Origin of the sequence: Paracholeplasma manati (genome assembly GCF_025742995.1) — a bacterium.
Lineage (GTDB): Bacteria > Bacillota_I > Bacilli_A > Acholeplasmatales > UBA5453 > Paracholeplasma > Paracholeplasma manati.
Genome location: NZ_JAOVQM010000001.1, coordinates 108,008 through 133,468 on the forward strand (window position 1 = coordinate 108,008; position 25,461 = coordinate 133,468).

The window sequence follows — 25,461 nt, forward strand, 5'->3', positions numbered from 1 at the left end:
GATGTCCTTTATTTTTATCGAAATACTTTGATCATGATTTGTTTCATATCTTCTACAAGTGCCAGTCTTGGATTGGCAGGTGTACATTGATCTTCATAGGCAGCATAGGCCAAACCTTCAACATTCGCCATGAATGTCTTTTCGTTGACTTTTTGTGCACGTAAACTCATTTGAATTCCAATACTTTCACCTAAATCATAGACAGCTTGTGCGAGGGATTCTACACCCTCAGCTGGCGTATTCGCTTTAAGCCCTAATACGGTCGCAATCTTTTGATACTTCTCATCAGCTTGATAGTAATTGTATTTTGGCCAAGTGGATAACTTAGATGGTTTTTGACCGTTGTATCTAATGACTTCAGGTAATAAGATTGCATTTAAGCGACCATGAGGTACATGGAATAATCCACCAATCTTATGCGCCATGGAGTGAGATATCCCCAAGAAAGCATTACCAAATGCCATACCAGCCATGGTGGATGCATTGTGCATTTTTTCTCTGGCTTCAAAATCTTGACCATTGTCCCAAGCACGTTTCAAATATTTGAATACCATCTCAATCGCTGATAACGCGAGTGCGTCGGTATAGTCATTCGCTAGAGTAGAAACGTAGGCTTCAATGGCATGAGTCAATACGTCCATACCGGTATCTGCAGTAACTGTTTTAGGTTGTGTCAGTACCAAAGCAGGGTCAACAATCGCGACTGTCGGTGTCAATGAATAGTCCGCCAAAGGATACTTTTTATTGTCTTTTTTATCCGTAATAACCGCGAATGGTGTCACTTCACTACCTGTACCTGAAGTGGTTGGGATACAGACCAAACTGCTCTTTTTACCCAATTCTGGGTATCTGAACGCACGCTTACGGATGTCCATAAATTTTTGTTTTAAATCATTAAAGTTCACTTCTGGGTGTTCATAGAATAGCCACATCGCTTTAGCCGCGTCCATTGGAGAACCGCCACCAATCGCGATAATCGTGTCAGGTTCAAAGCTCTTCATGATTTGATACCCCTTTTGAACGGTATCAATCGAAGGATCTGGTTCTACATCACAGAAGAGTTGAACTTGGACTTTGTTACGTCTTAGATTTAATTGGTCAGTAACCTTTTGAACATACCCTAAATCGACCATCACACGGTCGGTAACAATGAATACTTTGGACACATCATGCATCTGTCTTAGATACTCGATCGCGTCCCTTTCAAAATAGATCTTCGATGGAATCTTAAACCATTGCATATTGTTTTTTCTTCGTCCAATCTTCTTAATGTTGAGTAAATGATTCGCGCTGACATTATCACCAACGCTGTTTCTACCATAGGACCCACAGCCCAATGTTAAAGAAGGAATAAATTGATTGTATACTTGACCAATCCCTCCAAAGGTCGTAGGTGAATTGTGAATGATGCGGATGGCTTTGGTGACGGTACCAAATCGTTTCACAACGCTGTTATCATTGGCATGAATACATGCGCTGTGTCCGAGTCCATCGAATTCAACCATTTTCTTGGCTTTATCGATGCCATCCACATCATCCATCACCTCATAGAAGGCAAGGATAGGAGAGAGTTTTTCCCTGCTGAATGGTTCTTTTGGTCCAACTTCTTGACAGTGAACACCTAAAATAACCGTGTTGGCTGGGACCTCAATACCAACCTCTTTGGCCAACCATAAAGCGGATTGTCCAACGATATTTGGATTGAGTTTCGCTTTGGCATAGTCTTCATAGCTTTCTACACCAAATGCTAATTTCATCAGTTTGAGTTTTTCGGCTTCTGTCAAAAAGTGCGTACCGAATTGTTTAAATCGTTCGATGGTTTCATGATAGATGTCATGGTCAATGAAACAACCTTGTTCAGAGGCACAAACCATCCCGTTATCAAACGCTTTAGACATCACGATGTCATTAACAGCCTGTTTGATATTGGCTGATTTGTGGATGTACGCAGGCACATTACCGGCACCAACCCCAAGGGCAGGTTTCCCACAAGAATAAGCGGTTTTCACCATAGCGTTACCGCCTGTAGCGAGAATGAGACTGGTGCCTTCATGTTTCATGAGTTCTAACGTATTTTCCATCGATGGGTTTTCAATCCATTGAATGGCATGTTTAGGTGCACCTGCAGCAATCGCTGCTTCTTTGACAATGCGTGCTGCTTCTGCAGAGCATTGTTGTGCACTTGGATGAAAAGCAAAAATGATCGGGTTTCTTGTTTTTAAAGCGATAATACTTTTAAAGATGGTCGTGGAGGTTGGATTGGTTACTGGTACAATACCGCATATAACCCCCACAGGGTCAGCAATTTGGGTAATACCGCTGACCTCATCTTCACTAATCACGCCAACTGTCTTTAGATGACGGATGTGATTCACTACATACTCTACTGCAAATAAATTCTTCGTAGCTTTGTCTTCAAAAACGCCTCGTTTTGTTTCTTGAACAGCCATCATAGCGAGCTTACCATGTGCTTCTAATGCAGCAACCGATACTTTCGCAATGATGTGGTCAATTTGCTCTTGAGTGTATGTATAAAAAGCCTCAAGCGCTTCTTGAGCGTTTAGGACAAGACTACCCACAGGTGACTGTGTGTTTTGAATGTCTTTTTCCACAATATTCAATTTCCTTTCGTGTTCTTTACCCTTATTCTCTCAAATCATTTTCACGAAAGCAATCTTTCTAAACTGGTAAACGTTTTCGTCGAATTTGAAAATGTTTTCATAACACTTTCACTAATATTAAAACCAGATAATCGCTTTATTTAGATGTTTTAACAAAAAAAGACACCTGATTTATATAAAATCATTGGTGTCTATTTTCATTAAGATAGTGCTTTTATAACCTGTGCATAGACAAGTTCACATACCCCATCATCGTCGATTTCCATCTCACCTTTTACGTATTGTAAAAGAATACCTGAGATGAGGGCTTGAATAACATGTTTTGCGTATGGATTCGCTGTTTGAACCACAATCTCTTTGGATTGAATGCCCAAAGCCATGATGTTTGTAAAACGGATGTTCATTTGTTCTTGGATATTTTCCATCAGTTTTTGATGTTCAATATTGAGCGATGGTATGCCTTCTAGTTGCGTATTCATGATCGCGTCCATGACACTTTTCGCATCGCTCATGACGCATAAAATGCGTTTGATTTGAGCAATAAAGGATGCTTTAAAGGTGGTCATAGGCATATCTTCTAATAAAATACCGTGGTACTTATTCAATAGGTAAGCATAGGTACTAGAAATCATTTCTTCTTTGTTTTTGAAATGTTCATACACCGTACTCTTACCAATCTCTGCTTCTTGTGCCACTTTAGACAAGGAAATATCATTTAGGTTATTCCCTTGTTTGATGTGTTCAACCAAGACTTGGATGATTTTATCTTTCGTCTGCGACATTGGATAACGCCTCTTTTTTCATATGCTTACGATTTAATAACGCATAGATGGTCGGAACAACCACCAAGGTTAAGATGGTTGAGTAAATCAAGCCACCAATGGTCGTGATGGCCATCGGTTGTAATAGTTCAGACCCTTCACCAAAGCCTAATGCTAAAGCAGCTAAACCTAAAATCGTGGTTAAGGATGTCATAAAGATCGGTCTTAAACGGGTTTTACCTGCCAAGACAATCGCGTCTTTGATGGTCATACCTTCATTTCGCAATTGGTTAATGTAATCCACCAATACGATACCGTTATTAACAACGATACCTACCAGAATAACTAGACCCATGATTGAAACTAAGCTTAAATAAGAATTCGTAATCAATAAGGCCAACATACCACCAGTGAATGCGAGTGGGATGGTGAATAGAATGATGAATGGGTAAACAAGGGATTGGAACTGAATAGCCATGACCATGTATACCAATAATATCGCAACCAACGCTGCTAGGACTAAGTCATTAACCGCTTGAAGGATCTCTTCGGATTCCCCTTCAAACGATACATAATAACCATTACCGTATTGTGTAAAGTCATTGGAATCTAGGTAGTCGTTTACTTTTCTGGTCGCTTCTTGTGAAACCAAAGTAACGTTCTTACCATCTTCGATTTCTGCTGTCACCGTGACATAACGGTTAGAACCATCCGTGTTAATGGTCGTAAACCCGGTAATGTAATCAATGGATGCGACAGAGTTTGCGTTATCCACATAGAGTGGAGATACCGCTCTACTCAATAACATTGGGTCTGCGCTCATGAGGTCAGGATTGAATACAATCTCACCACCGACCACTCTTAAGAATGGGTTGATGATGAACTTGAGGTAACCACCAGTTGCTAAAGCACTTGGGTCAATGGTATAGATACCTTCACCGGTTTGTGCGGTATATCGATCAATCATCGCACGGTTTTCATCGCTAAATAACATGATGCCTGATAAGAAGTTGAGATAATCACCAAATAGATCAAAGGTCAAGCCACCCGAGACTGCGTCATTTGGTAACGAGATATCGTAGGTAACACCTTCAATGGTTAGGGTCAATGTTTGGGTTTCACCTAAGCCACCCAAACCTTGGTATAAATAGGCAATATTGGCATTCACATCGGCAGCGGTTAAACCATAGACCATCGCGTTGTCTTTGTTGATGGTGATTTTAACATTGTCTGCGCCTTGAGAAACGCCGTTGTCTGGTTTAACAACACCAGGGGTCCCTTCTAATATCGCAGTGATATCATTCGCAATCGCTTCTAAGGTTTGTAAATCATAACCCGATACTTTGATCGAAATACCGGATGCACCACCCAAAGCCCCTGTAGAATTTTGTGCGGAAATGCTGGTTTCAATGATGTTATTGGCATCAAATCCAGTTAAGCTGGAATAATCAAATTCAGCCAACAGTGATTTAATGATGGCTTCGTTTTCTTTGGTTGATTTTGCACGATTATCTTTTAAATTGATGGAGAGTTCGATATCTGAACTGCCACCCATCATCGCTGCGAAACCACCGAAACCGCCAGCCCCACCAATAGAAGCGGAAACGGTCTCAACATCGCCATTTTCTAATAATCGTTCAGTCAATAAATCGGTATATGCAGCTTTGGATTCGAAAGTGGTTTGTGAGGTTGTTAGCACGGTAATATCGATGACACCTTCATCCGATTCAGGGAGTAAAATGAACCCTTTAGAAGCGACAATCCATACCGAACTTACCAACAATAATAAGACCACGATCAAGGTTGTAATTTTATGTTTGAGGGTAAATAAAACGGAGTTTTCATAGGCCTTTTTCATCCATACCATCCACTTACCATCGTGTTGAGGTTTGTGGTCATCAAGCATGCGGGACGCCATCATCGGTACGAGTGTTAAAGCGATGATGAGCGATGCGCCTAATGAGTAAGCAATGGTTAACGCCATGGAAATAAAGACGTCAGCGATGATGCCTTCGATGAAGACAATTGGTAAGAATACTGCGACAGTGGTGATGGTCGATGAGGTAATCGCACCAGCGACTTCTTTCGCCCCTTGTGTGGCTGCTTCGCGTTTGGATTTACCTTCAGAAATCATACGGTAAATGTTTTCGATGACAACGACGGCGTTATCAACCAACATCCCAATACCGAGTGCCAATCCACCCATCGAAATGAGGTTTAATGTGACACCTGTAAAGTACATCAACATGAATGCACCAACGACAGACGTTGGGATGGCTAAACCAACAATGATGGTTGGTTTGATGTTTCGTAAGAATAAGAATAGGATGACAATCGCGAGTACACCACCCACAATTAAGTTATTGAGTACAGACCCAATGGATTGTGTGATGTATTCACCTTGGTCAAGCAATATCTCATAATGAGCGGCTTCACCTTCACGCGCCATGACATCGTCTAAACGGTCTGCAATCGCGTTCGAGACTTCAGTAATACCATAGTTGGATTGTTTGGTGAATGACACTTGAATACCTTGGGTACCATTAATCTTAGAATAGGTATCGGTATTCGCGTTGATATATTTAATACCATTATCGACGATCAAATCACTTAGATAAATCACTTCAGCGCCATCAAAATAGATCGGTAACGCTGCGATTTCATCCAATTGGGTAATTTTGTTCCCTAAATATAGCATGCGTAATTCGCCAGAGTCTAACGCAACCCCAATCAAACCACCTTCGTTTTGATCTTCAATGGTTTGTAAAACAGCTGCGTGGTCTAACCCATAGGTAGTTAATTTGTTATTGTCCAAATTGATTTGTAAAACAACGTCCGCTTGTCCTGAAATCGATACGTCAGCGACCCCCGGAATGCTTTGTAAATCGATGAGTAAATCCCTTTGAATCCATTCGGTGTTGCGAATCAAGATTTCTTCATCGGTCAATGTTTCTTCATAATCTCTGAATAGTGTCACTGTCATTACCGGTAACATATCTGGACTGATTCTTAAAATACGCGTGTTACCAACCCCATCCACAAATTGGATGTTATTGAGTAATTCACGTAGTTCGATGACAACCGAATCCATGTTCGCACCATCGGCGAATGTGACGATGGAAATCGCGAAATGTTCATTCGACATCGAAGACACTTCTGAGAAGTTTGAAATGGTTGCGACAGTGGATTCGATTTTCTTCGAGACCTCTGATTCCACTTCTTCTGGTGATGCCCCTTGATACTCGGTAATGGTTACGACAAATGGTAACTCAATATCTGGAAACAAGGTTAAAGGTAATCTGGTTATTGAGAATAACCCTAACACGATGACGATGAGTACACCCATGATCACAGTGATCGGTTTTCTAACACTATATCCGCTCATGTATAATCCTCCACAAAGCCGACCGAACGGTCGGTCGGTATTTCAAAGTATACCATCATACGCACACACAATCAATGACTTTGCACACTTTTTACGAATATGTGTATTTTACGAAAAATAAAACCACCGGGTGGTGGTTTAGAAAATGTATTTGGCTGCTCTCTTCGAGACATAAATCTCTATGGCTTCTTGAATGACATCGATCCGAACACTGTTTTTCTCTGTTTTTTCGCCATCGGTGTTCCAATCGATATCGGCTTGATCGTGTTCAACTTCTATCTCATAAAAAGAGGATGTTAATCGGTGTCCCCCACGCATCACCAAGCCACCAATCGCGAAGAATGTCAATATTTTAATCAACATCCAAAAGCGTCTGTGTTCGAAAATGCGAGCTTCAATCTTACCATCGTTGAGTTTGGATTTTTTCATCAAGTATAGGTTTCTACCACCCACACGTGGCCCGTTTAAGAATAATAATAACGTAAAGGTTTTTTCTAGTACACCACCATCATAAGTGATCTTCATAGGCATTTTATAATCAAATAACAGATCTGTAATACCTCTGACAATGTAAGCCAGTATACCAAAACGTTTCTTATCTTTACGCTTCACATCATAGCTCGCTTTGGTAAAACGACCTGTGGCTGCAGCGTAGGTAAAGTATGTGTCATTGATTTTAGAAACGTCCATCTTTTTGACTTCACCCGTTTCAAGAATGAGTTTCACCGCTTTTTTTACATTCATTGAAATGCCAAGCATGTGTGCCACATCATTCACAGTTCCAGTAGGGATATAAGCGATTTTTGGTCGTTTTTCTTTGGTCATTAAGCCATTCACGACTTCATTCAATGTACCATCACCACCAGCAACCAATAACATATCATGGTCGCTTTCAATGGCGTATCTTTTCGCATCCAATGTTTTTTTCGTCTTTAAAATATCGATCACATGACCCTTGGCTGTGAATGCGTCGACGATATACTTCGAATTACGTTCAATTTTTCCACTGCCACTCTCTGGGTTATAAATAAATCCAACTCGCATATGATCACCACTTCACTTTCATTGTAACACCTAAAAAAATAATGTGAAACTAAATCACACTATTTTCTATTTTTCAATAAAAATTTGTTGTATGATACTAAGGCCAAACTTAAAACTAAAAATCCTAGAGTCAATATGAACACCCATCCTAAAACCCCACCATAGCCGATGTTGTTCACATCTAAAAAGAAATACGGGTATGAGTTGGTGAATAAACCAATGATTAAGGTGACGATGACATATAGATAAGGGAGTATTAAGCTTTCCAATATAACACGCCATTTAAGATTGTTCTTTGGGTTAAATAACAAGAAGTCTATTACAACCATCATCGGACCAAACAAATGCATAATCACATTTCTAACTCGCCAATAGGTAGGATCAAGTATATTACCTAACAATGTATTATAGATGATCAAAGTAACTAAAATCATGATGGTAATGACGAATCTTACGGATGGGTATTTGAATGTATTAGGTTTGCCCTTAAGTATTTGGTACTCTATAAACCACAAATACGCCATTAAGCTAAACGCAACTAAATTTGAAAGATTCGTATAGTAAACAAAGAAACCATCATTGAAAGTGCCTGTATAAATCTCGGTTGCTAGAAATAAACCAATGAATCCAATGACCAAATAGATTGATTTGTAGATAAAAGATGCTTTTGTGTTTGTGATCATGATGACACTTCCTTACTCACATAACATCATTGTATAAAACATGGACAATGATTTCAATTGTTTTGATTTTCAAAAGATATCCCATTTTAGGCTTTATATAGGGGAAATGTGTTTATTTGACAAAACACTAAGTTTCAAGTAAGATGATTAAAAAGGAGCGTATATATGGTACCATTTATTCCCTACATAGCAGGATTTGGACTACTCGCGATTGCGGTAGGTATTGCGTTTTCATTCATCAAACAGAAGTTTGCGTTCGTCCCAACCTTAATTTTACTGGCTTTAGGCTTGGTATTCATTTGGTTATCACAAATGCCACAACCCGCAGGTTCGTGGAACGATTTGATGTATGTATTATTCGGCTTATTCTTCTTCTTTGTTGGTTTGGTGGTTGGATTAATCACTTTACTGATCAAAGCATTGAAGAAACCCACAGAACAAATCAAATAACAAAGAAAAAGGACAGCCGCGCTGTCCTTTATTATTTATGCTAGTTTGTTCGCTTGATTTTGCATCAAGAATGGGTTGATGAATCCACCGATGACGATGGCTAAAATCAAATAGATGATAGACATATCTTCAGCGCCTTGCTGAGCCAATCTCTTACCAGCCGCGTATTGCCAATAAAGACCGTAAATACCAAAGGTAAAGATTAACATCAAGAAGTGTCCTAACCCACCAAAACCTTCGCCAGTTTGTTTCTTAAGTTCAACTTGGAACATGATAATCCAATAAATCGGATAGATACCAAAGGTGAATAAGAATAACAAAATCATCATTCCAATACTTCTTTGTTTCATTTTTTTCTCCCTTCCACTCTTAAAGAGTGCTTATCTTTATAAATATGATAACACAAGTGGAAGCGTTTTATTATACTATTTCTATTTTTATTATTTTGTGCATTTAAAAGATGATTATGATATCTATCCATTAAAATTGTATTTGTTATAATATTACAATCAATTTTATAAGTATTTTTTTAGTATCAGAGCTGACTGATAAATCGTTGGTAACCCACTGCCTGGGTGTGTACCGCCACCAACTAAGTATAAATGAGAGATATCCTCAAATTGATTTTGAGGTCTTCGATTCAACATTTGAGGCAGGTTATGTGCCAAATTAAATACTGCCCCACGATAGACATTATAATCATTGGCCCAACCGTTTGGATCAATCATTTTCATTACTTGGATATGATTTCTAAGGTCGATACCATGTTTCGATTCGATTAAGTCGATGGTTTGTTCTTTCAGGATTTCTTTGTATACAGACCAATCTTGTTCAGCCGATAAGTTCGGTACAGGTACCAAAACAAATAGACTTGTATGACCTTTAGGGGCGTATGAATCATCATTTAGTCCTGGATTATGGACATACACACTGAAATCATCTGTGAATTGATTACCTGTCAATCCTTTTAAATAGGCTTCATAATCTTTTGAGAAAATGATTTCATGGTGTGGAAAATCATAGGTGGTATCTAAACCGATGTATAACATAAATGTCGATACACTGAATCTCTTCTTTTCAATCTTTTCTGGGGTATATTTCTTCAAGTGTTCTGGTTTGATTAAATGATTCATCGCGTACGCAAAATCCGCATTGATGATGATGTCATCAAAGAGGATGGCTTCGCCGTTGACTCTTAACCCTTTCGCAGCCCCTTTATCCACAATGATTTCTTCTACTGGGCTATTTAAGTGGATGTGCCCGCCATTCTTTTCAATCAATTCAGCCATTTTATGGTTGATTTGATTGAGACCCCCTTTAACATGATATAAACCCAATGCGTGTTCTAAGTAAGGCAATATCGTAAAAATGGATGGGGCTTGATAGGATGCCATACCCAAGTACTTCGCTTGGAACGATAACGAATGGATGAAATTATGGTTTTTATTGAAGGTGGATAAATGTGTAAACACCGATTGAAATGGGTGTAAATAAGGTAAAGCTCTCAATACATCTGGTCTCAGAAAATGAAAGTAATTCGGGAAGGGTTTTTTTAAAATGGATGATATGGCATTTAACTTCTTTTCTTGTGCCTTCAACCAGTTTAGATAGCTTTTCCCCATGCCAGGTTGGTATTTATCATACATACTCGCATTCTCATTGGGGTCTTTCGACATGTGAAACGTAACGTCATTGAACATCAATGTATATAACTCTTCTAAACGGATGATGTCTAATTCTTTGTGTAAGTCATACCCAGCCGATTGAAAGACTTCTTCTAAGATTTCTAGATACATCAAGAAGGTTGGACCCACATCAAAATGATAATCCCCTAAAGAGAGTCGTTTTGAACGACCACCCACTTGGTTGTCTTTTTCAAATATGTGGAGTTCATAGCCTTTTTTAGATAAGACCATCCCCGCGGCTAAACCCCCAGGTCCAGCCCCAATAATCGCTATTTTTTTCATGCGTTGATCGCCTCATTTGCTTTGTGAAATTCTTCTAAGAAACGTCTCATTTCCATCATGAGTACCGTATCTGGTGCACCTTTTAATACCATGCCATCCAAATACATCATACTCTTGATGATTGGGAACATCCCTTTTTCAAAGACCATGCCTGAATTGACCCCAAGCTTGATGGTTTCCATCATTTTTCTGGTCAAGGAAACATCAGATACCGACTTGCCTTCAAAGTCTTTGTATAAATCCAATAGTTTTACGTAATAAGCATCATAAGTTTTTCCATGGATTTCTTTAGAAGCCATATGGTTTAAAGCCAGTGCACAACCTGGGAAGTCATAATAAGCGAGTTTTTCCATGAACTCAAATAAGCCCATTTGGATCTTTTTACCAACTTCTGAAATCGCGCCAGTATCGATGAAATAGAAATCATTGCCTTTTTTGATGAGATTGCCTGGATGTAAATCCCCATGGAAAGTACCTACAATGAAAATATAGAACCCATGAATATGGAATATTTCTAAGATGTCTTCAAAAGGCATCGATTTTTCTTCTAATAGATCATCGACGGTTTTCCCTTCAATAAACTCAGAAACCAACACATGTTCATTCGATAAGTCTTTATAAATTTTAGGAAATTTTAAACGAGATAAATCAAACTTGTCTTTGTTCGCTTCATAAATGCCTTTGAGCACTTCACCATGGCTGATTTCGTTTCTTAAGTCTAACTCGGCTAAGGTGTATTCTTCAATGTGCTCTAAAATGCCTACTGGGTCTGCCACTTTAGCCAATTTAGGATAGAAGAAAATGATGAACTTGATGAATCGTCTGAGTGAACGGACATCTTTTTCAAATTTTTTCTTGAAGTCTTTTTTGATGAATTTGATGACCACTTCATCACCATTAAATAAGGTAGCACGGTGGACTTGTCCAACCGAGGCACTACCAATCGGGGTTTCTTCAATTGTTTTGAACTGTTTGAGCCAATCTTCATTGGTATATTGTTTGAGTAAAACCTTAAAATCCTCCCCTTGAATTGGGGTGGTTCGAGTATAAAGTTTCGCTAGATGGGTGCAGGTCGCTTCATTTAAGAAGTCAATTCGAAGTGCGAAGGTTTGGGCAATCTTCACAGCCAAAAGACCTTGATTTTGAATGAAGTCTAAGTCCGGTAGTTTCTTTTTTGAAAATATTTGTTTGAATAATCGGATAAACATGATCCAACGCATAACATCACTGTCCTTTATGTTTATTATATAACAAAGTGGTTTTTTAGTCCCTAGATGATACACAATAAAGGGAAATTTAAGATATTGAAAAAAAAGCCCACCGCAGTGAGCTTAAATCCTTATTTCTTGTGAACCATCCAGTCATTCAATACTTGGATGTATTCCGACGGGTCTTCGATTGGTAAGCCTTCAATGAGTAAGGCTTGGTGGTATAAGAGGGTTGCGTAAGATTTTAACGCAGCTTTATCTTCGGTTAAGCCTTGTAAAACTTGGAAGATGTCATGATCAGGATTGAGTTCTAAGATACGTTCCGCTTTAACTTGTTCACCATTCGGTACGTTTTTCAATACCTTTTCCATTTCTAAAGACAAACCTTCGCCTGAAACCAAGCACACAGGTGCGTCTTTCAAACGTTGAGAGAGTTTGACATCGGAGACTTTATCGCCAAGGGCTTCCTTAAGGGCTTCTAATAAGGATTTGTTGGATTTTTCTTTCTTCTTAATATCCTTTTTCTTTTCCTCATCCACCAAGTCTAAATCGGCGGATTGAATCGATTTGAATGGTGCTTCGTTGTATGAACCCATGATTTGAATCATAAATTCATCCACTTCTTCGGTCAGTAATAATACTTCATACCCTTTTTCTTTGAGGATACCCATTTGAGGTAGGTTTAAGATGGCTTGTTTGGATTTACCGGTCGCGTAATAGATGTCTTTTTGATCGGTCTTTTTACGGTCTAGGTATTCTTTGAAAGTGATGTAGTCATCCGAAAGGTTGGTTTTAAATAAAATGAGGTCTTGTAAAAGTTCTTTGTGTAAACCGAAGTTTTGATAAATGCCATATTTTAAGGATGTCTTATATACATCATAGAATTCAATGTATTTCTCACGGTCATTCTCTAACCAGTTTTGAAGTTCATTCTTTATCTTCTTTTCAATTGAACTGGAAATCTTTTTGAGTTGTCTGTCTTGTTGTAAGAGTTCACGAGAGATATTTAAGGATAAATCGGAGGAGTCTACAACCCCTTTAACAAACTTGAAGTGATCGCCAATCAAATCTTTATTCTTGTCTTGGATGAAGACACCTTTGGAATAGAGTTGTAATCCTTTTTCATAGGTTTCACTATAGAAATTATAAGCTGGTTTTTTAGGGATGAACAGTAACGCATTGAAAGTTAACATCCCTTCAACTGACATGTGAATGACTTTCATCGGGTCTTCAAAGTCATTGAATTGGTGTTTATAAAAACCATTTAAAGCTTCATCGGTGATGTCCGCTTTTGAACGTTGCCAAAGCGGGGTCATTTGGTTGACTGGTTTTTCTAAATCTTCTGATAAATAGATTGGGTAACGCACATAATCGCTATACTTTTTGATGAGTGAACGCAATTCATAGACTTCAAGGTAGTCACTGAAGTTTTCTTTGACTTCTTCATCTTCAATATCCGCTTTTAAGTATAAAGTAATTTCAGTACCCACAACATCGCGGTCTAACACATCGACGGTAAATTCTGAAACACCATCCGATGTCCATAAATAACCGGTGTTTGCGTAAGGGGATTTGGTTCTAACTTCAACCTTGTCAGAAACCATGAAAGCACTGTAGAAACCGACCCCGAATTGACCGATGATGTTTGTATCGTTTTGGTCGAGTTTTTCAATGAATGCTTTGGATCCACTTTGTGCAATCGTTCCAAGATTGGTAATCAATTCTTCTTCGGTGAAACCAATCCCAGTATCTGTGATTGTAAGGGTTCTTTGTTCCTTGTTGGGTGTGATGGTGATTTTGTATTCCCCGGACGGGACTTGTTCATCCGTTAGAGATAAAAAGTGTCTCTTATCAATCGCGTCACTCGCGTTGGATATGAGTTCTCTAAGGAAGATTTCTTTTTGTGTGTAAATTGAGTGTGTCATCAAATGTAAAAGCTTTTGAGATTCTGTTTTGAATGCTTGTGTCTTTGACATAATTATCGCCTCCAAATACTATTTTATCCAAGGTTTTGGCAATGTCAAGTATTAAGTGCCAATTCACATAGAAAAGAAAAACACACAGTCTATTTTTGATAGACGATGTGTTCGTTGATAACTGTCATTTCAACCAAAGGCTCTTTTAGTCTACTAGATTCGATGGTTTCTAAATCGAATGTGAAAATGCTAAAGTCCGCGACCTGTCCAATTTCAATTGTACCCCTGTTTTGAAGGTTGTTTTGAGCGTTCGCGTATATCGTATAACCTTTGATCGTATCCATCCTAGAAATGCGTTCTTCGGGTTGGTATATTTTACCGTCTTTCGCTACCCGTTCTGTAGCGTCTAAGATTCCTAAGAGTGGGTTAGGTGTCTCTACCGGTGCGTCACTGCTAAAAGAGAGGGTTAATCCATTTTTTAACATGGTTTTCCACGGAAAAACATACGGTGGAAATTGTTTGAAGATGGTGGTTGCTTCAGGAAAATCACTCGATAAAAACTGTGGTTGGATGTCAATCGTAACAGGCATGGATTTTAGCGCATTCATGCCATATTCTGATACCCATGGGGCGTGAATGATGCGGTCTTTTTGATTTTCTTTGGGTGGGTATTTCTTTAAAATATCGATGAGTTCATCTAACCCTTGGTCACCAATCACATGGATGGCTAAAGTCAGACCAAATTGTCTTACTTTTTGAACAATTTCGATGAAATTTGGAGTGGTTCTAAGGCCATTCGAAGTTTCATTTTGATAACCATGCCACATCAAAGCTGTCTTCGATGACATGGTACCGTCATAGAATACTTTGATGCCTTTAAGCTCTAAAAAATCACTGTAATGATTGAAATAAGGTGAGGCTATGTAGTCGTCAAGGACTTCATGATGAACCAATAAATGCGTACGAAATGGGATTCTTTTTTGTACGTTTATGAAGGCTTGAAGTGTATCTTGATAACCATTGAAATAGAACAAATCATCTGAGTGCCCCCCGGTAATACCGAACCGATAAAGTGATTTTATGGCTGTTTCAAGATAGGATTCTAAAGTTTCATTACTGACTTTAGCATAGTGTCTGATAACCGCTTGAGCATCTTCTTCTCTGAGAATCCCTGTAGAACTTTCTTTATTCAATTGTTTTAGAACAACCGTATTTACGGTGACTGCGTGAAAATCGTGGTGTCTTAAAATCATAGGATTTTGATTGTTTATGGTATCCAAATCGTATTTGGTAACACCCACATATTCATGGTAACCATCCACAATTAAAAGTTCAAAAATGTTTTGTTTTTTGAGAAGATTTAAGACAAGATTTTTGTCTTGAGTATGGGTTAAATATAAGCGATTGAGAAACTGACCATACCCAATCAAATGTAGGTGTGCATCGACAAAACCTGGGTAAAGGTGATAACCTTTTAAGTCAATCACTTCATCATAGGGTTCTTTTTCATCCACGTTTAAACCCACAATGAGCCCTTGATCGGTGAGTATGTTCGAAATTTCAGATTGATTTGTTAGTGTATGGATAACCCCATTTTTCCAAAGTTTCATAAGCCACCTCTTTACGTTGATTGTATCATATTATTTGGATAGAAAAAAACCAAGCGATTTACGCTTGGAGTTCATCTAATATGAAATTTAAGAATCTTTCAAGACCGGCTTCTAGTTGGTCTTTTGAACAGGCTAAATTCATCCGAACAAAATCTTTCAAATCTGGATCAAACTTGTTTCCATCAGATAAGGTGATTCCGTAGTCCATCACCTTCTTGGTGATATAGATGGAATCTTTCTTTAAGAATGACATATCTAACCAAGCCAAATAAGTGCCTTCTGCTTTGGTGATCTTCATTTGTGGGACATGTAGTTTAAAGAACGCATATAGACGTTTGAAGTTTTGTTCTATGTGGTGGTTTTGAGCATCGACCCAGTCATCACATTCTGTATATGCAACTTGACAAGCAAGGGTTGCGAAGAGGTTTGGAGTACAGTTATGGGAGACGCGCAATTCATGATGAATGGCTTCTCTCATCTTCGGGTTTCTAATTACGATATTCGATAAATGTAATCCTGCAATATTGAAGGTTTTATTGGGAGAAGTGCAGACCATGAGTTGATCATAATCATCTAAATAATGTCCAAGCGATGTAAATTCATGTCCTTTAAGGATAATGTCAGCGTGAATTTCATCTGAAACTAAGGTCACCTTGTATTTCTTACATAGATTCACGACTTGTTCGATTTCATGTTTGGTCCACACACGTCCAACTGGGTTGTGTGGGTTACATAAAATAAACATCTTAGCCCCTTGTTTAAAGGCTTCTTCTAAGCCAAAGAAATCCATTGTGTAATGACCATTGATATTGACTAGTTTATTATCGATGAGTTCACGGTGGTTGTCGTGGATGACATCGAAAAATCTTGGATAAACTGGTGTTTGAATAACGACCTTATCCTGTTTTCGAGTTAAGCCTTTAACAGCTAAATACAGCGCAGCAACCACGCCTGGTGCAGGAAAAAACTCACCTTTTTGAACCGTAAAATGGTATCTTCGAGAAAACCAATTGGCGACGGCTTTTTCATAGGATTCATCAATATAGTTATAACCGAAAGCCCCATGTTCAACGCGCTTTTTTAACGCGTCAATGATGGGTTTTGGTGACTTATAGTCTGAATCTGCGATAGAAAAAGGTAAAAAATCATCCTCAAAAGGACCTCTTTCTAAGTCCCATTTTCGAGCATTGGTGTAACTGCGATCAAGCGATTTAAATGCGTTCATAGTTAATATACCTCTAAGGTTTCTATGTTTATTATAAAGGAAATAAAAGATAGATTAAACCCCTTAAAAAGAAAAAATCACCGTTTTGGTGATTTTATTCAAAAATAGAGCCGATTTTTTTCATGCCAATCTTTTCATAATAAGGATCAACATCCGACATCACATAAACGGGTTGATAAATCGATTTGAGGTGATCAATGAGTTTTTTACCATACCCATGTCCACGGTGGCTTTTTCTTACCAACAAATCATAGATATAAAACCCAAAACCACTGTCATCTCTACCACGGATGAAACCAATACATATAGATTCATCCATCAACACATAAACCGTTGAACTTTCAATTGCTAAACGATATTGATTTCTATGTTCGATGTATTCTACCCATTCAGGGTCACTTTCAATCAGATCGAATAACGCATCTTCATAGGTATAGTTATAATGTACTAAAACCATATCATAGTCCCTCAATAAATGTTTTGAACACAGTCATGATTCGCGTGGTTTCCCCTTTAAACAACGCTTCAGATCGTTCAATACCATCTTCAAAAGTAAAAATGACATCCATTTGATAATCGGTTTGTTGACCTAAGTCTTTGAAATGATAGTCACAGCGGTTGTTTACACCAGGTACTTCATAGACAAAAACGAGTTTATATGGTAACTCATTTTCGAGTACTTTCACGGACATCTTTGACTTAACACCGATCACATCATAAATCAAAAACCCTTCAAAACCTGCTTTTGGCCATACACCTTTGACGGTTTCAATGTCGATTAAATGGGGTTGCCAGAGCTTCATCATGGCGATATCGATGAAGCCATGAATCACCTTGTCTATGTGTTGATTGAACGTTGTTTGAACTTGGTATTGCATGCTATCACCTCAAGTTTACTATATCATAGATTAAGAAAAAGACCATCTTTTTATCGATGGTCTACAGTTATTAAAATATAGATAAAGCTCTTAATACGATGTAAACTAGATAAGATGCATAGATGAACACCAACGCGAACCCTTCTTTTTTAGATACTTTTCCATATGTCACTGCAGCACCTAAAGCAAACACGGTTACACCAATCATGATAAGAATATCGATGAGTACATCTCCATTGATGCCTAGTGGGGTGACTATACCAGATAACCCTAAGATGAATAATATATTGAAAATATTAGAACCCACTAGGTTACCAAAAGCAATCTCATTTTCACCTTTTTTGGCTGCCACAATGGAAGTAACCATTTCGGGTAACGATGTTCCAACAGCCACAATCGATAACCCCACCAAAGTGATGGCTTTAGTTGTAGTTATACCAAATAGATTGACCAACACATCTACCGCGATGTTTTCAGCCCCTTTGGTGACCATCCAACCACCGGCTGTGACACCTAAAAGACCAATCACGACCCAAAGAATGGATTTTTTCATATCCATAATCACGTAGTCTTCGTTCGATTCAGCGTCTTTAGAAGTCTTAAGCATGAGATAGATATAACCTACAAATACCACCAATAGAATGAGCGCTTCCCACCAAACAATCAACGCATCGGCTTGGAAAGCAAACGCAAATAAAGCAATGAGAAGGGATGCGAAAACCAAATAAGGAAATTCCTTTTTGTGCATGGTTTTCGATACATGCACCGGTCTGGCGATCGCGGTTAAACCTAGAATGAGGGTAATATTCACGATATTGGACCCAATGACATTGCCCATCGCGATATCCGCTGTTTGTCCTGGCGCTACCGTGAGCGAAGCAATAAAACTGACTGCGAGTTCCGGTAATGAGGTACCGAACGCGACCAAAGTCAAACCAATGACTAAAGAAGAAATTTTAAAACGTTTCGCAATCGATGCCGATGAAGCAACAAAAAAGTCAGCACCTTTCACCAGAAAAACAAACCCAATCAAAAGTAGTAAAACATTGATGACGTGTTCCATAGACGTCTCCTTTCATAAGGTGTCTTGGAAAAAGAAAAACCTCCAAGACAAAAAGTCTTGAAGGTCTTGTTACAAGCTCAGCTTGGAATGCACCGGGTTAAGATATAACCGTCCTGACGATGGATTCTTGGGAAACTACTCCCCTTCGATGCTTATTCTATCATAACCCATCCAAATGTCAATGGAAACGATGGTCTATTTGAGGTTTATTTTTCGAATGGGTTTCGCTTCAATATAACAGCGTTCACCGCGAGGTTCTAATTGAAATACTGGGGCGTTTTCTAAATCGAATTCATACCCATATAGCGTTGGGGTTCTAAAGATATGATTTCAAATCCATCTGGGATGGGTTTGGTGAACTACCCACCACTTAACTAGAAGTGGGGGCTTCCTATCCATAAAAGCGTACCCGCGATTGACTCAATAGGCTATCCCCGTAGTCCCTACGGTTCTTAATGTGTCTTATTACTGGAAAGCTAATTTGTACTGTCTTAATCCCTCTTGATTGATGTTGATCGCTGCGTTGTGATCTCTATCTAAGTGTAGTTCACACTGCTTACACTCAAATACTCGATTATTAAGTTTGAGTTCACTATGAATCTCACCACAGGTACTACAGGTCTTTGAGGATGGATACCACTGATCCATCACCATCAAAGTCTTACCTTGTATTTCTAACTTATACTTTAAGAATGAAACAAATCTAGTCCATCCAAACCTCGAAATCTGTTTGGCGTAATAAGGATTCGTCTGAGACATCTCTATGAGATTTAATCTTTCTACACTCACCAAATCGTAACGCTTGGTTATCGCGTTAGATAGTTTATGTAAAAAGTCATCTCTTTTATGTCTGATTCGTTCATGTAATAAAGCGATCTCTAATACTTTTTTATGATAGTTATTAGAACCTTGGATTCTTCTAGATAGACTTCTTTGAAGAATACTTAGTTTGATAAAGTCTGTTTGAATATCGGTTGGGTAATCTAGTTTGAATCCTTGATCATCCACATAAAAATGATTCATCGAGAAATCTAGACCAATCGATGTTTTGATTTCTTGTCTCTTAATCTCTTTCTGGTATTCATAAAGTATCGAGACATAGTACTTACCTGTACTACTCTTAGAAACAGTTACGTTCTTCAAAGACATATCACTAGGTATGGCTCTGTGTTGTTTGATTTTCACTTCACCGAGTTTAGGTAGTTTGATATAACCCTTTAATAGAACGATGTTATTGTTAACAAGGTTGGTTGTATACCCGTAGTCTTGTTTCTTAGAATGAAATTTAGGAAAGTCTTGTTTATGATTGAAGAATTGTTTAAAAGCTTTTTCTAGATTGAGTTGCGTATTGGCTAGAGATAAAGAGTCGATGTCTTTTAGAAATGGATAAGTATCTTTATACTGTGCAGGACGATTGTATAACATGGTTTTATCAAGTTCATACTGTTTTTGTTTATCTTCTAACATCTTGTTCCAGAGAAAGCGATTATGGCCAAGGGTCATATGAATCAAAGTCTGTTGAGTTTGAGTTGGATAGATTCTAAACTTAAAGGCTTTGTTCATCCGATATTTCCCCATTTCATAGTATTTATGTATAGTGATTATTCAACTATATTATAACATTATTTATGGGTGTTTGTATACTAAAGAGTGAAAACAAATCAATTCATCCCACTACTTGAAGAGGAAGGGGACTTCTTGATTGTGTTGTTAAAAGTCATCGGTACTTCAACGCCTTGAACATAGGTCGATTTGCCTGCTTTTAATTTTTTGGGTAACCATAAACCCACAGGTTCATAAAGGGCTTCTTTGATTGAAGTTAGGATCCCCCAAACATCACAACCTACTTCTTCACAATAAGCAAAGTAGTGTTCGGCTTTGATCCCTCTTCTGACGATCAATTGTCTTTCGGGTCTTTCAATGACTTGGGTAAAAATCGGTACGGCTTGATAGTTCATCGGTGTTTTTCTCCTTTGTAAGAATGATTGGTAATCGGACAGGATGTAAGGTAAAAAGAGTTGGATTGCGGGGGTGTCTTTTTTATAACGATAGGGACTGACCCCGAATTGTTTCGAAAACGCCCTGGTAAAACCTTCATGCGAATCAAATAAAAACTCAAGTGCCACCTCTAAAACTTTGATGTTTTCATCCCTGAGTTTCAGTGCGGCAAGTGTCAATCGTCTTTCTTTAATGTATTGCATCGGGGTTTTATCCAAATGCTTTCTAAACAGTTTATCCACATACCAAGGCGAATAGTGAGATACTTTTGCGAGCTCTAGCAACGTAATCTCATCCAAAAGGTGTGCCTCAATATACTTTTGTAGTTTCGCAATCTCTCTCATTTGATCATCCATGTCATCACCGACTTTATTATATGTAAATCCTTTTATGAATACTTGACCGATTTTGTCGAGTTGTATTTTACCTTCAACGCATTGAGTATTTAATCTTGTTATTAAAAATAATAAACCACTAATCGGATCAGCAGTTTATTAAGGTAATTATTATCCATTTTGAGTGGGTTTTAATGGTAAGGTTATTGTTGTCTCAAAGGTGTCTTTCTCATTCGTATTAAATGAGATGGTTCCACCTAATTTATGGATGATACGTTTCACTATAGACAATCCTATACCACTTCCATTTTGTTTATGGACAGGATTTGTAACATAAAAAATCTCCGTTAAATGATCGATGTCTTGATTCAAAACTAGAACACCATCGTTCTGTATTTGAACGATAAGGTTATCATCTGAATAATCCATTTGGATGATAATATGTCCTCCATTTGGTGTGAATTTAACTGCATTCTCAACTAGATTTTTCCATACTTGGTACAATAAGGCTTTATTCGAAGTTATCGTTTTATCAATCAAGTTTAATTCTAGATGTATTTTTTTATTTTCCCACTCTAGTTGAAGCAGTTGAATGACGTTGCGAATTTGTTCAGCCAAATTAAAGCAATCATTTTGTGGTGTAATCTCATCTGAATCTAACAAAGATAATTGTAACAAGTGCTGTGTCAAGTTGGATAACCTCTGGGCTTGGTCAGAAATAATGATTGCGTATTCACGCATTTCAGAAGACTCATTAGTGTCATCAATCATCATATCTGCGTACCCTTTAATCGCTGCCAAAGGGGTTTTCAGCTCATGAGAAAAATTTCTTACAAATGATTTATTTAAATATTCATTAGAATTAAGTGCCTGAACCATCTTATTGAATCGTTGACTCAACTGAGATAGTTCATCTTTTCCATGAACATCGATCATAATGTTATAATCGCCATTGGTTACTTTTTCAGTTGCAGTGTTGATGTTTTTTATCCGCTTAACAATCATACTATTTATAATAATTGTAGATAAAATCAAAGCTAGCGCAACACTAAACAACATGCCGAAAAAGAATAAGTTCGATATGAATAATTCTCTTTCTGGAAATGTTTCAAATAGACTGACAATAAATCGGGGAATGATTGTAGATACGATAAAAACAATGATGACCACCATAATGATCTTTAATGAGATTCGTTTCATTTGATTACCGCCTTATATCCTAAACCACGTACGGTTTGAATTTCAAAATCTGAAGACATCACCATTTCTCTTAGCCGTTTGATGTGGGTATCCACAGTTCTATCGTAACTATCGGAGTCAAATCCCCAGATCTCATTCATCAATTGTTCTCGAGTAAAAATGATGTTCGGATTCGATAATAATTTAAACAACAACATGAACTCTTTTTTGGTTAAACTAATATTGTTTCCATCGATAGAACAACTGAAGGTAAGAAAGTCTAACTTCAGATGTTCCAATTCGATTTGGTGATCTTTGGTCACTTGATATCGTCTCAACAACGCCTTAATTCTTAAGTGCATTTCTGGCAGATTGACGGGTTTCGTCATGTAGTCATCAGCGCCAGTTTCGAACCCTTTTTCTTTGTCTTGAAAGGCATCTAATGCTGTCATAATAAGAATCGGAATATCTTTAGATGATTGTCTAATTTGTTGAGTCAAATCATACCCGTCTTGTTTTGGCATCATCAAATCGGTGATGATCAGGTCTACATGTTGATTTGAAAAAACATCAAAACCGGATTTACCATCTTCAGCTTCAATCACATGATAGCCTTGTTTATTTAAATAGGTCTTAATCAATGTGCGGATGGATAGTTCATCTTCGACCAATAGTATTTTAAACATACCGATGTCCTCCTTTGTCTTCATATTAACACATTCTATTGGATTATATACCCATCTTAAGGCTATTCAGTTCTAAGTGCAACCACAGGGTCTTTATTCGCAGCAATTCTACTTGGAATCAAACCAGCGACTAAAGTCAGCATTGCACTGAGTAAAATAAGTAATAAGGCATTGTTCCATGTCAAAATAACAATATTATTGACTTGAATTAAGTTTTCGATGATCACATTCGCCGGTAAAGCAACAATGAGTGTCACGATGATACCAAATATACCTGAAGCCAAACCGATGAGTAAGGTTTCTGCATTGAAAATTCTTGAAATATCACGTTTTCTCGCCCCAATACTTCTCATGATACCAATTTCTTTGGTTCTTTCAACAACTGATACATAGGTGATAATTCCAATCATGATGGAAGACACTACCAATGATACACCAGCCAAAGCTGCAAGGACAATTGTAATGGTATTAATCAACGATGAAATGGTTGAAGAGATGGTTTCTGCGGTATCCGTATAAATAATCGCTTCGTTTTGGGTTTTACCAACATTATAAGCATCCAAATAGGCTTTAATTTCGTCTTTCGCATCAAACGATACTGGATAGATTTGTACGCCTGTAGGTGTCGTGTCACCACCAATGGTCTTCATGACTTGATCGTACGTAACTTGTGTATTGAATGACATACCTGTCAACACATTGGTGTTGGGTTGATTCAATTGTGCTGTTACGATATCCGATGTGGATTCGATGGCTAACATGTGATCTGTTAAATCGGTTAAATAGCCAATACCGGTAGATAATAATTCACTGCTGGCTGCTTCATTTACGCGGATGATGCCAACGATTTCTAAAGTGATTCCATCACTACTGGTATACATGTCTTCTTGATTTGATTGAGGGATATATACCCCATTGTTTTCTGTATAATACGTATTATTTGGTATGACTTTGAACGTCTTGCCTAGGAAATCATTAAAGGTATAATTCTCTTCAATACCAACACCTAAAGCTTCCAATATTTCGACAGATAATCGATTATTGGAGTCAATTACGAGCACCAATTCGTTATATTCATTGGGATAAGTACCTGCCAAAACATCGTATTGTGATTGTATGAAATCAGGACTGTTGGGTACTTCAAAGATAAGGGATGAAGACCCAAACATGGTCCCGCTGGATTGATTGGTTGAGATGCTTGTGTAAGTGCCTAATGATGTTTCAGCTAGGATGTGCATTGACAATGACTTGGTCGTTGAAATCGAGTTATATAAAGATGATTCCAACCCATCGAGATATGTCAAGAACGCTTCATCTAACACATTGGTGTGTATGGTGGTATTCGCCAGTTCATCATACGCATAAATGATGGGTTCATCTGGAAATTCTGTCGCAATGTCCGCATCTGAGGCAAATGGGCTATTACCACCGCCAGGACCAAATGTATTGGTTCTAACTACTTCAGTGATGGTTAATGGGAAACCTGCGAGTGTATCGCTTTGTAAGCCATTAACATACTGTGTCATGCCTGTGGATAGTGATAAAACCAGCGCTACCCCAATGATACCGATACTACCTGCCAACATCGTAATGAGGCTTCGACCTTTTTTCGTTAATAAATTGTTAAAGCTGGATTTGACCGCTGTCAGAAATCCCATTGATACTTTCTTTAACTCTAAACGATCCTTTTCTTTATTGGATGTATTGCTGACGAGCGGGTGGGTATCTTCAACCACTTTACCGTCAACCAGACGAATGATTCTGTCTGCATAGTTAGAAGCAATTTCCGGGTTATGGGTGACCATAATGACCAATCGATCTTTTGAGATGTCTTGAATTAGTGACATGATTTGTTCACTGGTTTTACTGTCGAGTGCCCCAGTAGGTTCATCCGCCAATAAGATGGCTGGATTATTGATGAGTGCACGTGCGATGGCGACACGCTGCATCTGTCCGCCAGATAATTGGTTAGAACGTTTGTGAATGTGATCGATTAATCCAACATCATATAATGCCTGTTTTGCTCTTTTTTTGCGTTCTACACTACCAACACCTGATAATCTCAAGGCGATTTCGACGTTGTCTAAAATCGATAAATGCGGAATGAGATTATAACTTTGAAATACAAATCCAATGGCTGTATTTCGATAACTATCCCAATCGGCATCCTTAAATGATTTGGTGGATTTGTCGTTGATGATTAAATCCCCACTGGTATAGCGATCTAACCCCCCTATGATATTCAATAGTGTGGTTTTCCCACTTCCCGATGCACCTAGGATAGCAACGAACTCATTTTTTCTAAACTCTATATCGATTCCATCGAGTGCTTTGAATGTTTGATTGCCTAAAACGTAATTCTTTTTAATATTTTTTAATGTTAACATAACCATGACCTCCTGTATGTTTGTGCTTCAAGGATATCAATGGTTTGTGAAGTCTGTGTGAACTT

20 protein-coding genes are annotated in these 25,461 nt (G+C 38.1%); 1 reads left to right on the plus strand and 19 read right to left on the minus strand.

What is annotated here, in order from left to right; translation table 11 throughout:
* Nucleotides 1-14 precede the first annotated feature (14 nt).
* The 5 genes from adhE to N7548_RS00475 all read right to left on the minus strand — a co-directional run bounded on the left by adhE (nt 15) and on the right by N7548_RS00475 (nt 8,494).
* Nucleotides 15-2,612, minus strand: coding sequence for a bifunctional acetaldehyde-CoA/alcohol dehydrogenase (gene adhE, locus N7548_RS00455; protein WP_263607409.1), 2,598 nt, complete (start codon nt 2,610-2,612; stop codon nt 15-17).
* A 209-nt stretch (nt 2,613-2,821) separates the two neighbouring features.
* Nucleotides 2,822-3,403 carry a TetR/AcrR family transcriptional regulator gene (locus N7548_RS00460; protein WP_263607410.1) on the minus strand — a complete coding sequence of 194 codons (582 nt, stop codon included), beginning with the start codon at nt 3,401-3,403 and terminating at the stop codon, nt 2,822-2,824.
* On the minus strand, nt 3,384-6,767 hold the full coding sequence (locus N7548_RS00465) for an efflux RND transporter permease subunit (RefSeq protein ID WP_263607411.1): 3,384 nt from the start codon (nt 6,765-6,767) through the stop codon (nt 3,384-3,386). The genes N7548_RS00460 and N7548_RS00465 overlap by 20 nt, the downstream gene beginning before the upstream one ends.
* A gap of 138 nt (nt 6,768-6,905) precedes the next feature.
* Nucleotides 6,906-7,811, minus strand: a complete 906-nt coding sequence (locus N7548_RS00470; protein WP_263607412.1) for a diacylglycerol/lipid kinase family protein — start codon at nt 7,809-7,811, stop codon at nt 6,906-6,908.
* Nucleotides 7,812-7,870: 59 nt separating this feature from the next.
* Nucleotides 7,871-8,494 (minus strand): Pr6Pr family membrane protein, encoded by a 624-nt coding sequence (locus N7548_RS00475; protein ID WP_263607413.1) that lies wholly within the window; start codon nt 8,492-8,494, stop codon nt 7,871-7,873.
* A gap of 165 nt (nt 8,495-8,659) precedes the next feature.
* Between N7548_RS00475 and N7548_RS00480 the strand changes: the two genes are divergently transcribed.
* Nucleotides 8,660-8,944, plus strand: coding sequence for a hypothetical protein (locus tag N7548_RS00480; protein WP_263607414.1), 285 nt, complete (start codon nt 8,660-8,662; stop codon nt 8,942-8,944).
* A 35-nt stretch (nt 8,945-8,979) separates the two neighbouring features.
* On the opposite strand, the gene N7548_RS00485 is transcribed toward N7548_RS00480, so the two are convergent.
* The 14 genes from N7548_RS00485 to N7548_RS00550 form a co-directional block, all read right to left on the minus strand.
* Entirely contained in the window at nt 8,980-9,294 is a 315-nt protein-coding gene (locus N7548_RS00485; protein WP_263607415.1) for a DUF4234 domain-containing protein, read from the minus strand.
* A 165-nt stretch (nt 9,295-9,459) separates the two neighbouring features.
* Nucleotides 9,460-10,911 carry a phytoene desaturase family protein gene (locus tag N7548_RS00490; RefSeq protein ID WP_263607416.1) on the minus strand — a complete coding sequence of 484 codons (1,452 nt, stop codon included), beginning with the start codon at nt 10,909-10,911 and terminating at the stop codon, nt 9,460-9,462.
* A complete protein-coding gene (locus N7548_RS00495; protein ID WP_263607417.1) occupies nt 10,908-12,131 on the minus strand; it encodes an AarF/UbiB family protein in 1,224 nt (407 codons plus the stop codon). Before N7548_RS00495 ends, N7548_RS00490 begins: the two co-directional genes overlap by 4 nt.
* 119 nt (nt 12,132-12,250) lie before the next feature.
* On the minus strand, nt 12,251-14,095 hold the full coding sequence (gene htpG / locus N7548_RS00500) for a molecular chaperone HtpG (protein ID WP_263607418.1): 1,845 nt from the start codon (nt 14,093-14,095) through the stop codon (nt 12,251-12,253).
* 89 nt (nt 14,096-14,184) lie between these two features.
* On the minus strand, nt 14,185-15,645 hold the full coding sequence (locus N7548_RS00505) for an amidohydrolase (protein ID WP_263607419.1): 1,461 nt from the start codon (nt 15,643-15,645) through the stop codon (nt 14,185-14,187).
* A 58-nt stretch (nt 15,646-15,703) separates the two neighbouring features.
* Nucleotides 15,704-16,870 carry a MalY/PatB family protein gene (locus N7548_RS00510; RefSeq protein WP_263607420.1) on the minus strand — a complete coding sequence of 389 codons (1,167 nt, stop codon included), beginning with the start codon at nt 16,868-16,870 and terminating at the stop codon, nt 15,704-15,706.
* A 94-nt stretch (nt 16,871-16,964) separates the two neighbouring features.
* A complete protein-coding gene (locus N7548_RS00515; RefSeq protein WP_263607421.1) occupies nt 16,965-17,327 on the minus strand; it encodes a GNAT family N-acetyltransferase in 363 nt (120 codons plus the stop codon).
* A gap of 1 nt (nt 17,328) precedes the next feature.
* Nucleotides 17,329-17,748, minus strand: coding sequence for an SRPBCC family protein (locus N7548_RS00520; RefSeq protein ID WP_263607422.1), 420 nt, complete (start codon nt 17,746-17,748; stop codon nt 17,329-17,331).
* 70 nt (nt 17,749-17,818) lie between these two features.
* Nucleotides 17,819-18,811, minus strand: a complete 993-nt coding sequence (locus N7548_RS00525) for a calcium/sodium antiporter (RefSeq protein ID WP_263607423.1) — start codon at nt 18,809-18,811, stop codon at nt 17,819-17,821.
* 465 nt (nt 18,812-19,276) lie between these two features.
* Nucleotides 19,277-20,374, minus strand: coding sequence for an RNA-guided endonuclease InsQ/TnpB family protein (locus N7548_RS00530; RefSeq protein WP_263607424.1), 1,098 nt, complete (start codon nt 20,372-20,374; stop codon nt 19,277-19,279).
* A gap of 98 nt (nt 20,375-20,472) precedes the next feature.
* Complete coding sequence (locus N7548_RS00535) at nt 20,473-21,165, minus strand: helix-turn-helix transcriptional regulator (RefSeq protein WP_263607425.1); 693 nt, start codon at nt 21,163-21,165, stop codon at nt 20,473-20,475.
* Nucleotides 21,166-21,315: 150 nt separating this feature from the next.
* Nucleotides 21,316-22,344: a HAMP domain-containing sensor histidine kinase gene (locus N7548_RS00540; RefSeq protein WP_263607426.1), complete on the minus strand. Its 1,029-nt coding sequence runs from the start codon at nt 22,342-22,344 to the stop codon at nt 21,316-21,318.
* Nucleotides 22,341-23,009, minus strand: a complete 669-nt coding sequence (locus N7548_RS00545; RefSeq protein WP_263607427.1) for a response regulator transcription factor — start codon at nt 23,007-23,009, stop codon at nt 22,341-22,343. The genes N7548_RS00540 and N7548_RS00545 overlap by 4 nt, the downstream gene beginning before the upstream one ends.
* A gap of 62 nt (nt 23,010-23,071) precedes the next feature.
* Nucleotides 23,072-25,396: an ABC transporter ATP-binding protein/permease gene (locus N7548_RS00550; protein WP_263607428.1), complete on the minus strand. Its 2,325-nt coding sequence runs from the start codon at nt 25,394-25,396 to the stop codon at nt 23,072-23,074.
* Between the last annotated feature and the right edge of the window lie 65 nt (nt 25,397-25,461).

Bases quoted from the DNA above. Each gene is read 5' to 3' on its own strand.
- N7548_RS00460 (WP_263607410.1), bottom strand. From the start codon at position 3,403: ATGTCGCAGACGAAAGATAAAATCATCCAAGTCTTGGTTGAACACATC.
- N7548_RS00465 (WP_263607411.1), bottom strand. From the start codon at position 6,767: ATGAGCGGATATAGTGTTAGAAAACCGATCACTGTGATCATGGGTGTA.
- N7548_RS00470 (WP_263607412.1), bottom strand. From the start codon at position 7,811: ATGCGAGTTGGATTTATTTATAACCCAGAGAGTGGCAGTGGAAAAATT.
- N7548_RS00475 (WP_263607413.1), bottom strand. From the start codon at position 8,494: ATGATCACAAACACAAAAGCATCTTTTATCTACAAATCAATCTATTTG.
- N7548_RS00480 (WP_263607414.1), top strand. From the start codon at position 8,660: ATGGTACCATTTATTCCCTACATAGCAGGATTTGGACTACTCGCGATT.
- N7548_RS00485 (WP_263607415.1), bottom strand. From the start codon at position 9,294: ATGAAACAAAGAAGTATTGGAATGATGATTTTGTTATTCTTATTCACC.
- N7548_RS00490 (WP_263607416.1), bottom strand. From the start codon at position 10,911: ATGAAAAAAATAGCGATTATTGGGGCTGGACCTGGGGGTTTAGCCGCG.
- N7548_RS00495 (WP_263607417.1), bottom strand. From the start codon at position 12,131: ATGCGTTGGATCATGTTTATCCGATTATTCAAACAAATATTTTCAAAA.
- htpG (WP_263607418.1), bottom strand. From the start codon at position 14,095: ATGTCAAAGACACAAGCATTCAAAACAGAATCTCAAAAGCTTTTACAT.
- N7548_RS00505 (WP_263607419.1), bottom strand. From the start codon at position 15,645: ATGAAACTTTGGAAAAATGGGGTTATCCATACACTAACAAATCAATCT.
- N7548_RS00510 (WP_263607420.1), bottom strand. From the start codon at position 16,870: ATGAACGCATTTAAATCGCTTGATCGCAGTTACACCAATGCTCGAAAA.
- N7548_RS00515 (WP_263607421.1), bottom strand. From the start codon at position 17,327: ATGGTTTTAGTACATTATAACTATACCTATGAAGATGCGTTATTCGAT.
- N7548_RS00520 (WP_263607422.1), bottom strand. From the start codon at position 17,748: ATGCAATACCAAGTTCAAACAACGTTCAATCAACACATAGACAAGGTG.
- N7548_RS00525 (WP_263607423.1), bottom strand. From the start codon at position 18,811: ATGGAACACGTCATCAATGTTTTACTACTTTTGATTGGGTTTGTTTTT.
- N7548_RS00530 (WP_263607424.1), bottom strand. From the start codon at position 20,374: ATGAACAAAGCCTTTAAGTTTAGAATCTATCCAACTCAAACTCAACAG.
- N7548_RS00535 (WP_263607425.1), bottom strand. From the start codon at position 21,165: ATGGATGATCAAATGAGAGAGATTGCGAAACTACAAAAGTATATTGAG.
- N7548_RS00540 (WP_263607426.1), bottom strand. From the start codon at position 22,344: ATGAAACGAATCTCATTAAAGATCATTATGGTGGTCATCATTGTTTTT.
- N7548_RS00545 (WP_263607427.1), bottom strand. From the start codon at position 23,009: ATGTTTAAAATACTATTGGTCGAAGATGAACTATCCATCCGCACATTG.
- N7548_RS00550 (WP_263607428.1), bottom strand. From the start codon at position 25,396: ATGTTAACATTAAAAAATATTAAAAAGAATTACGTTTTAGGCAATCAA.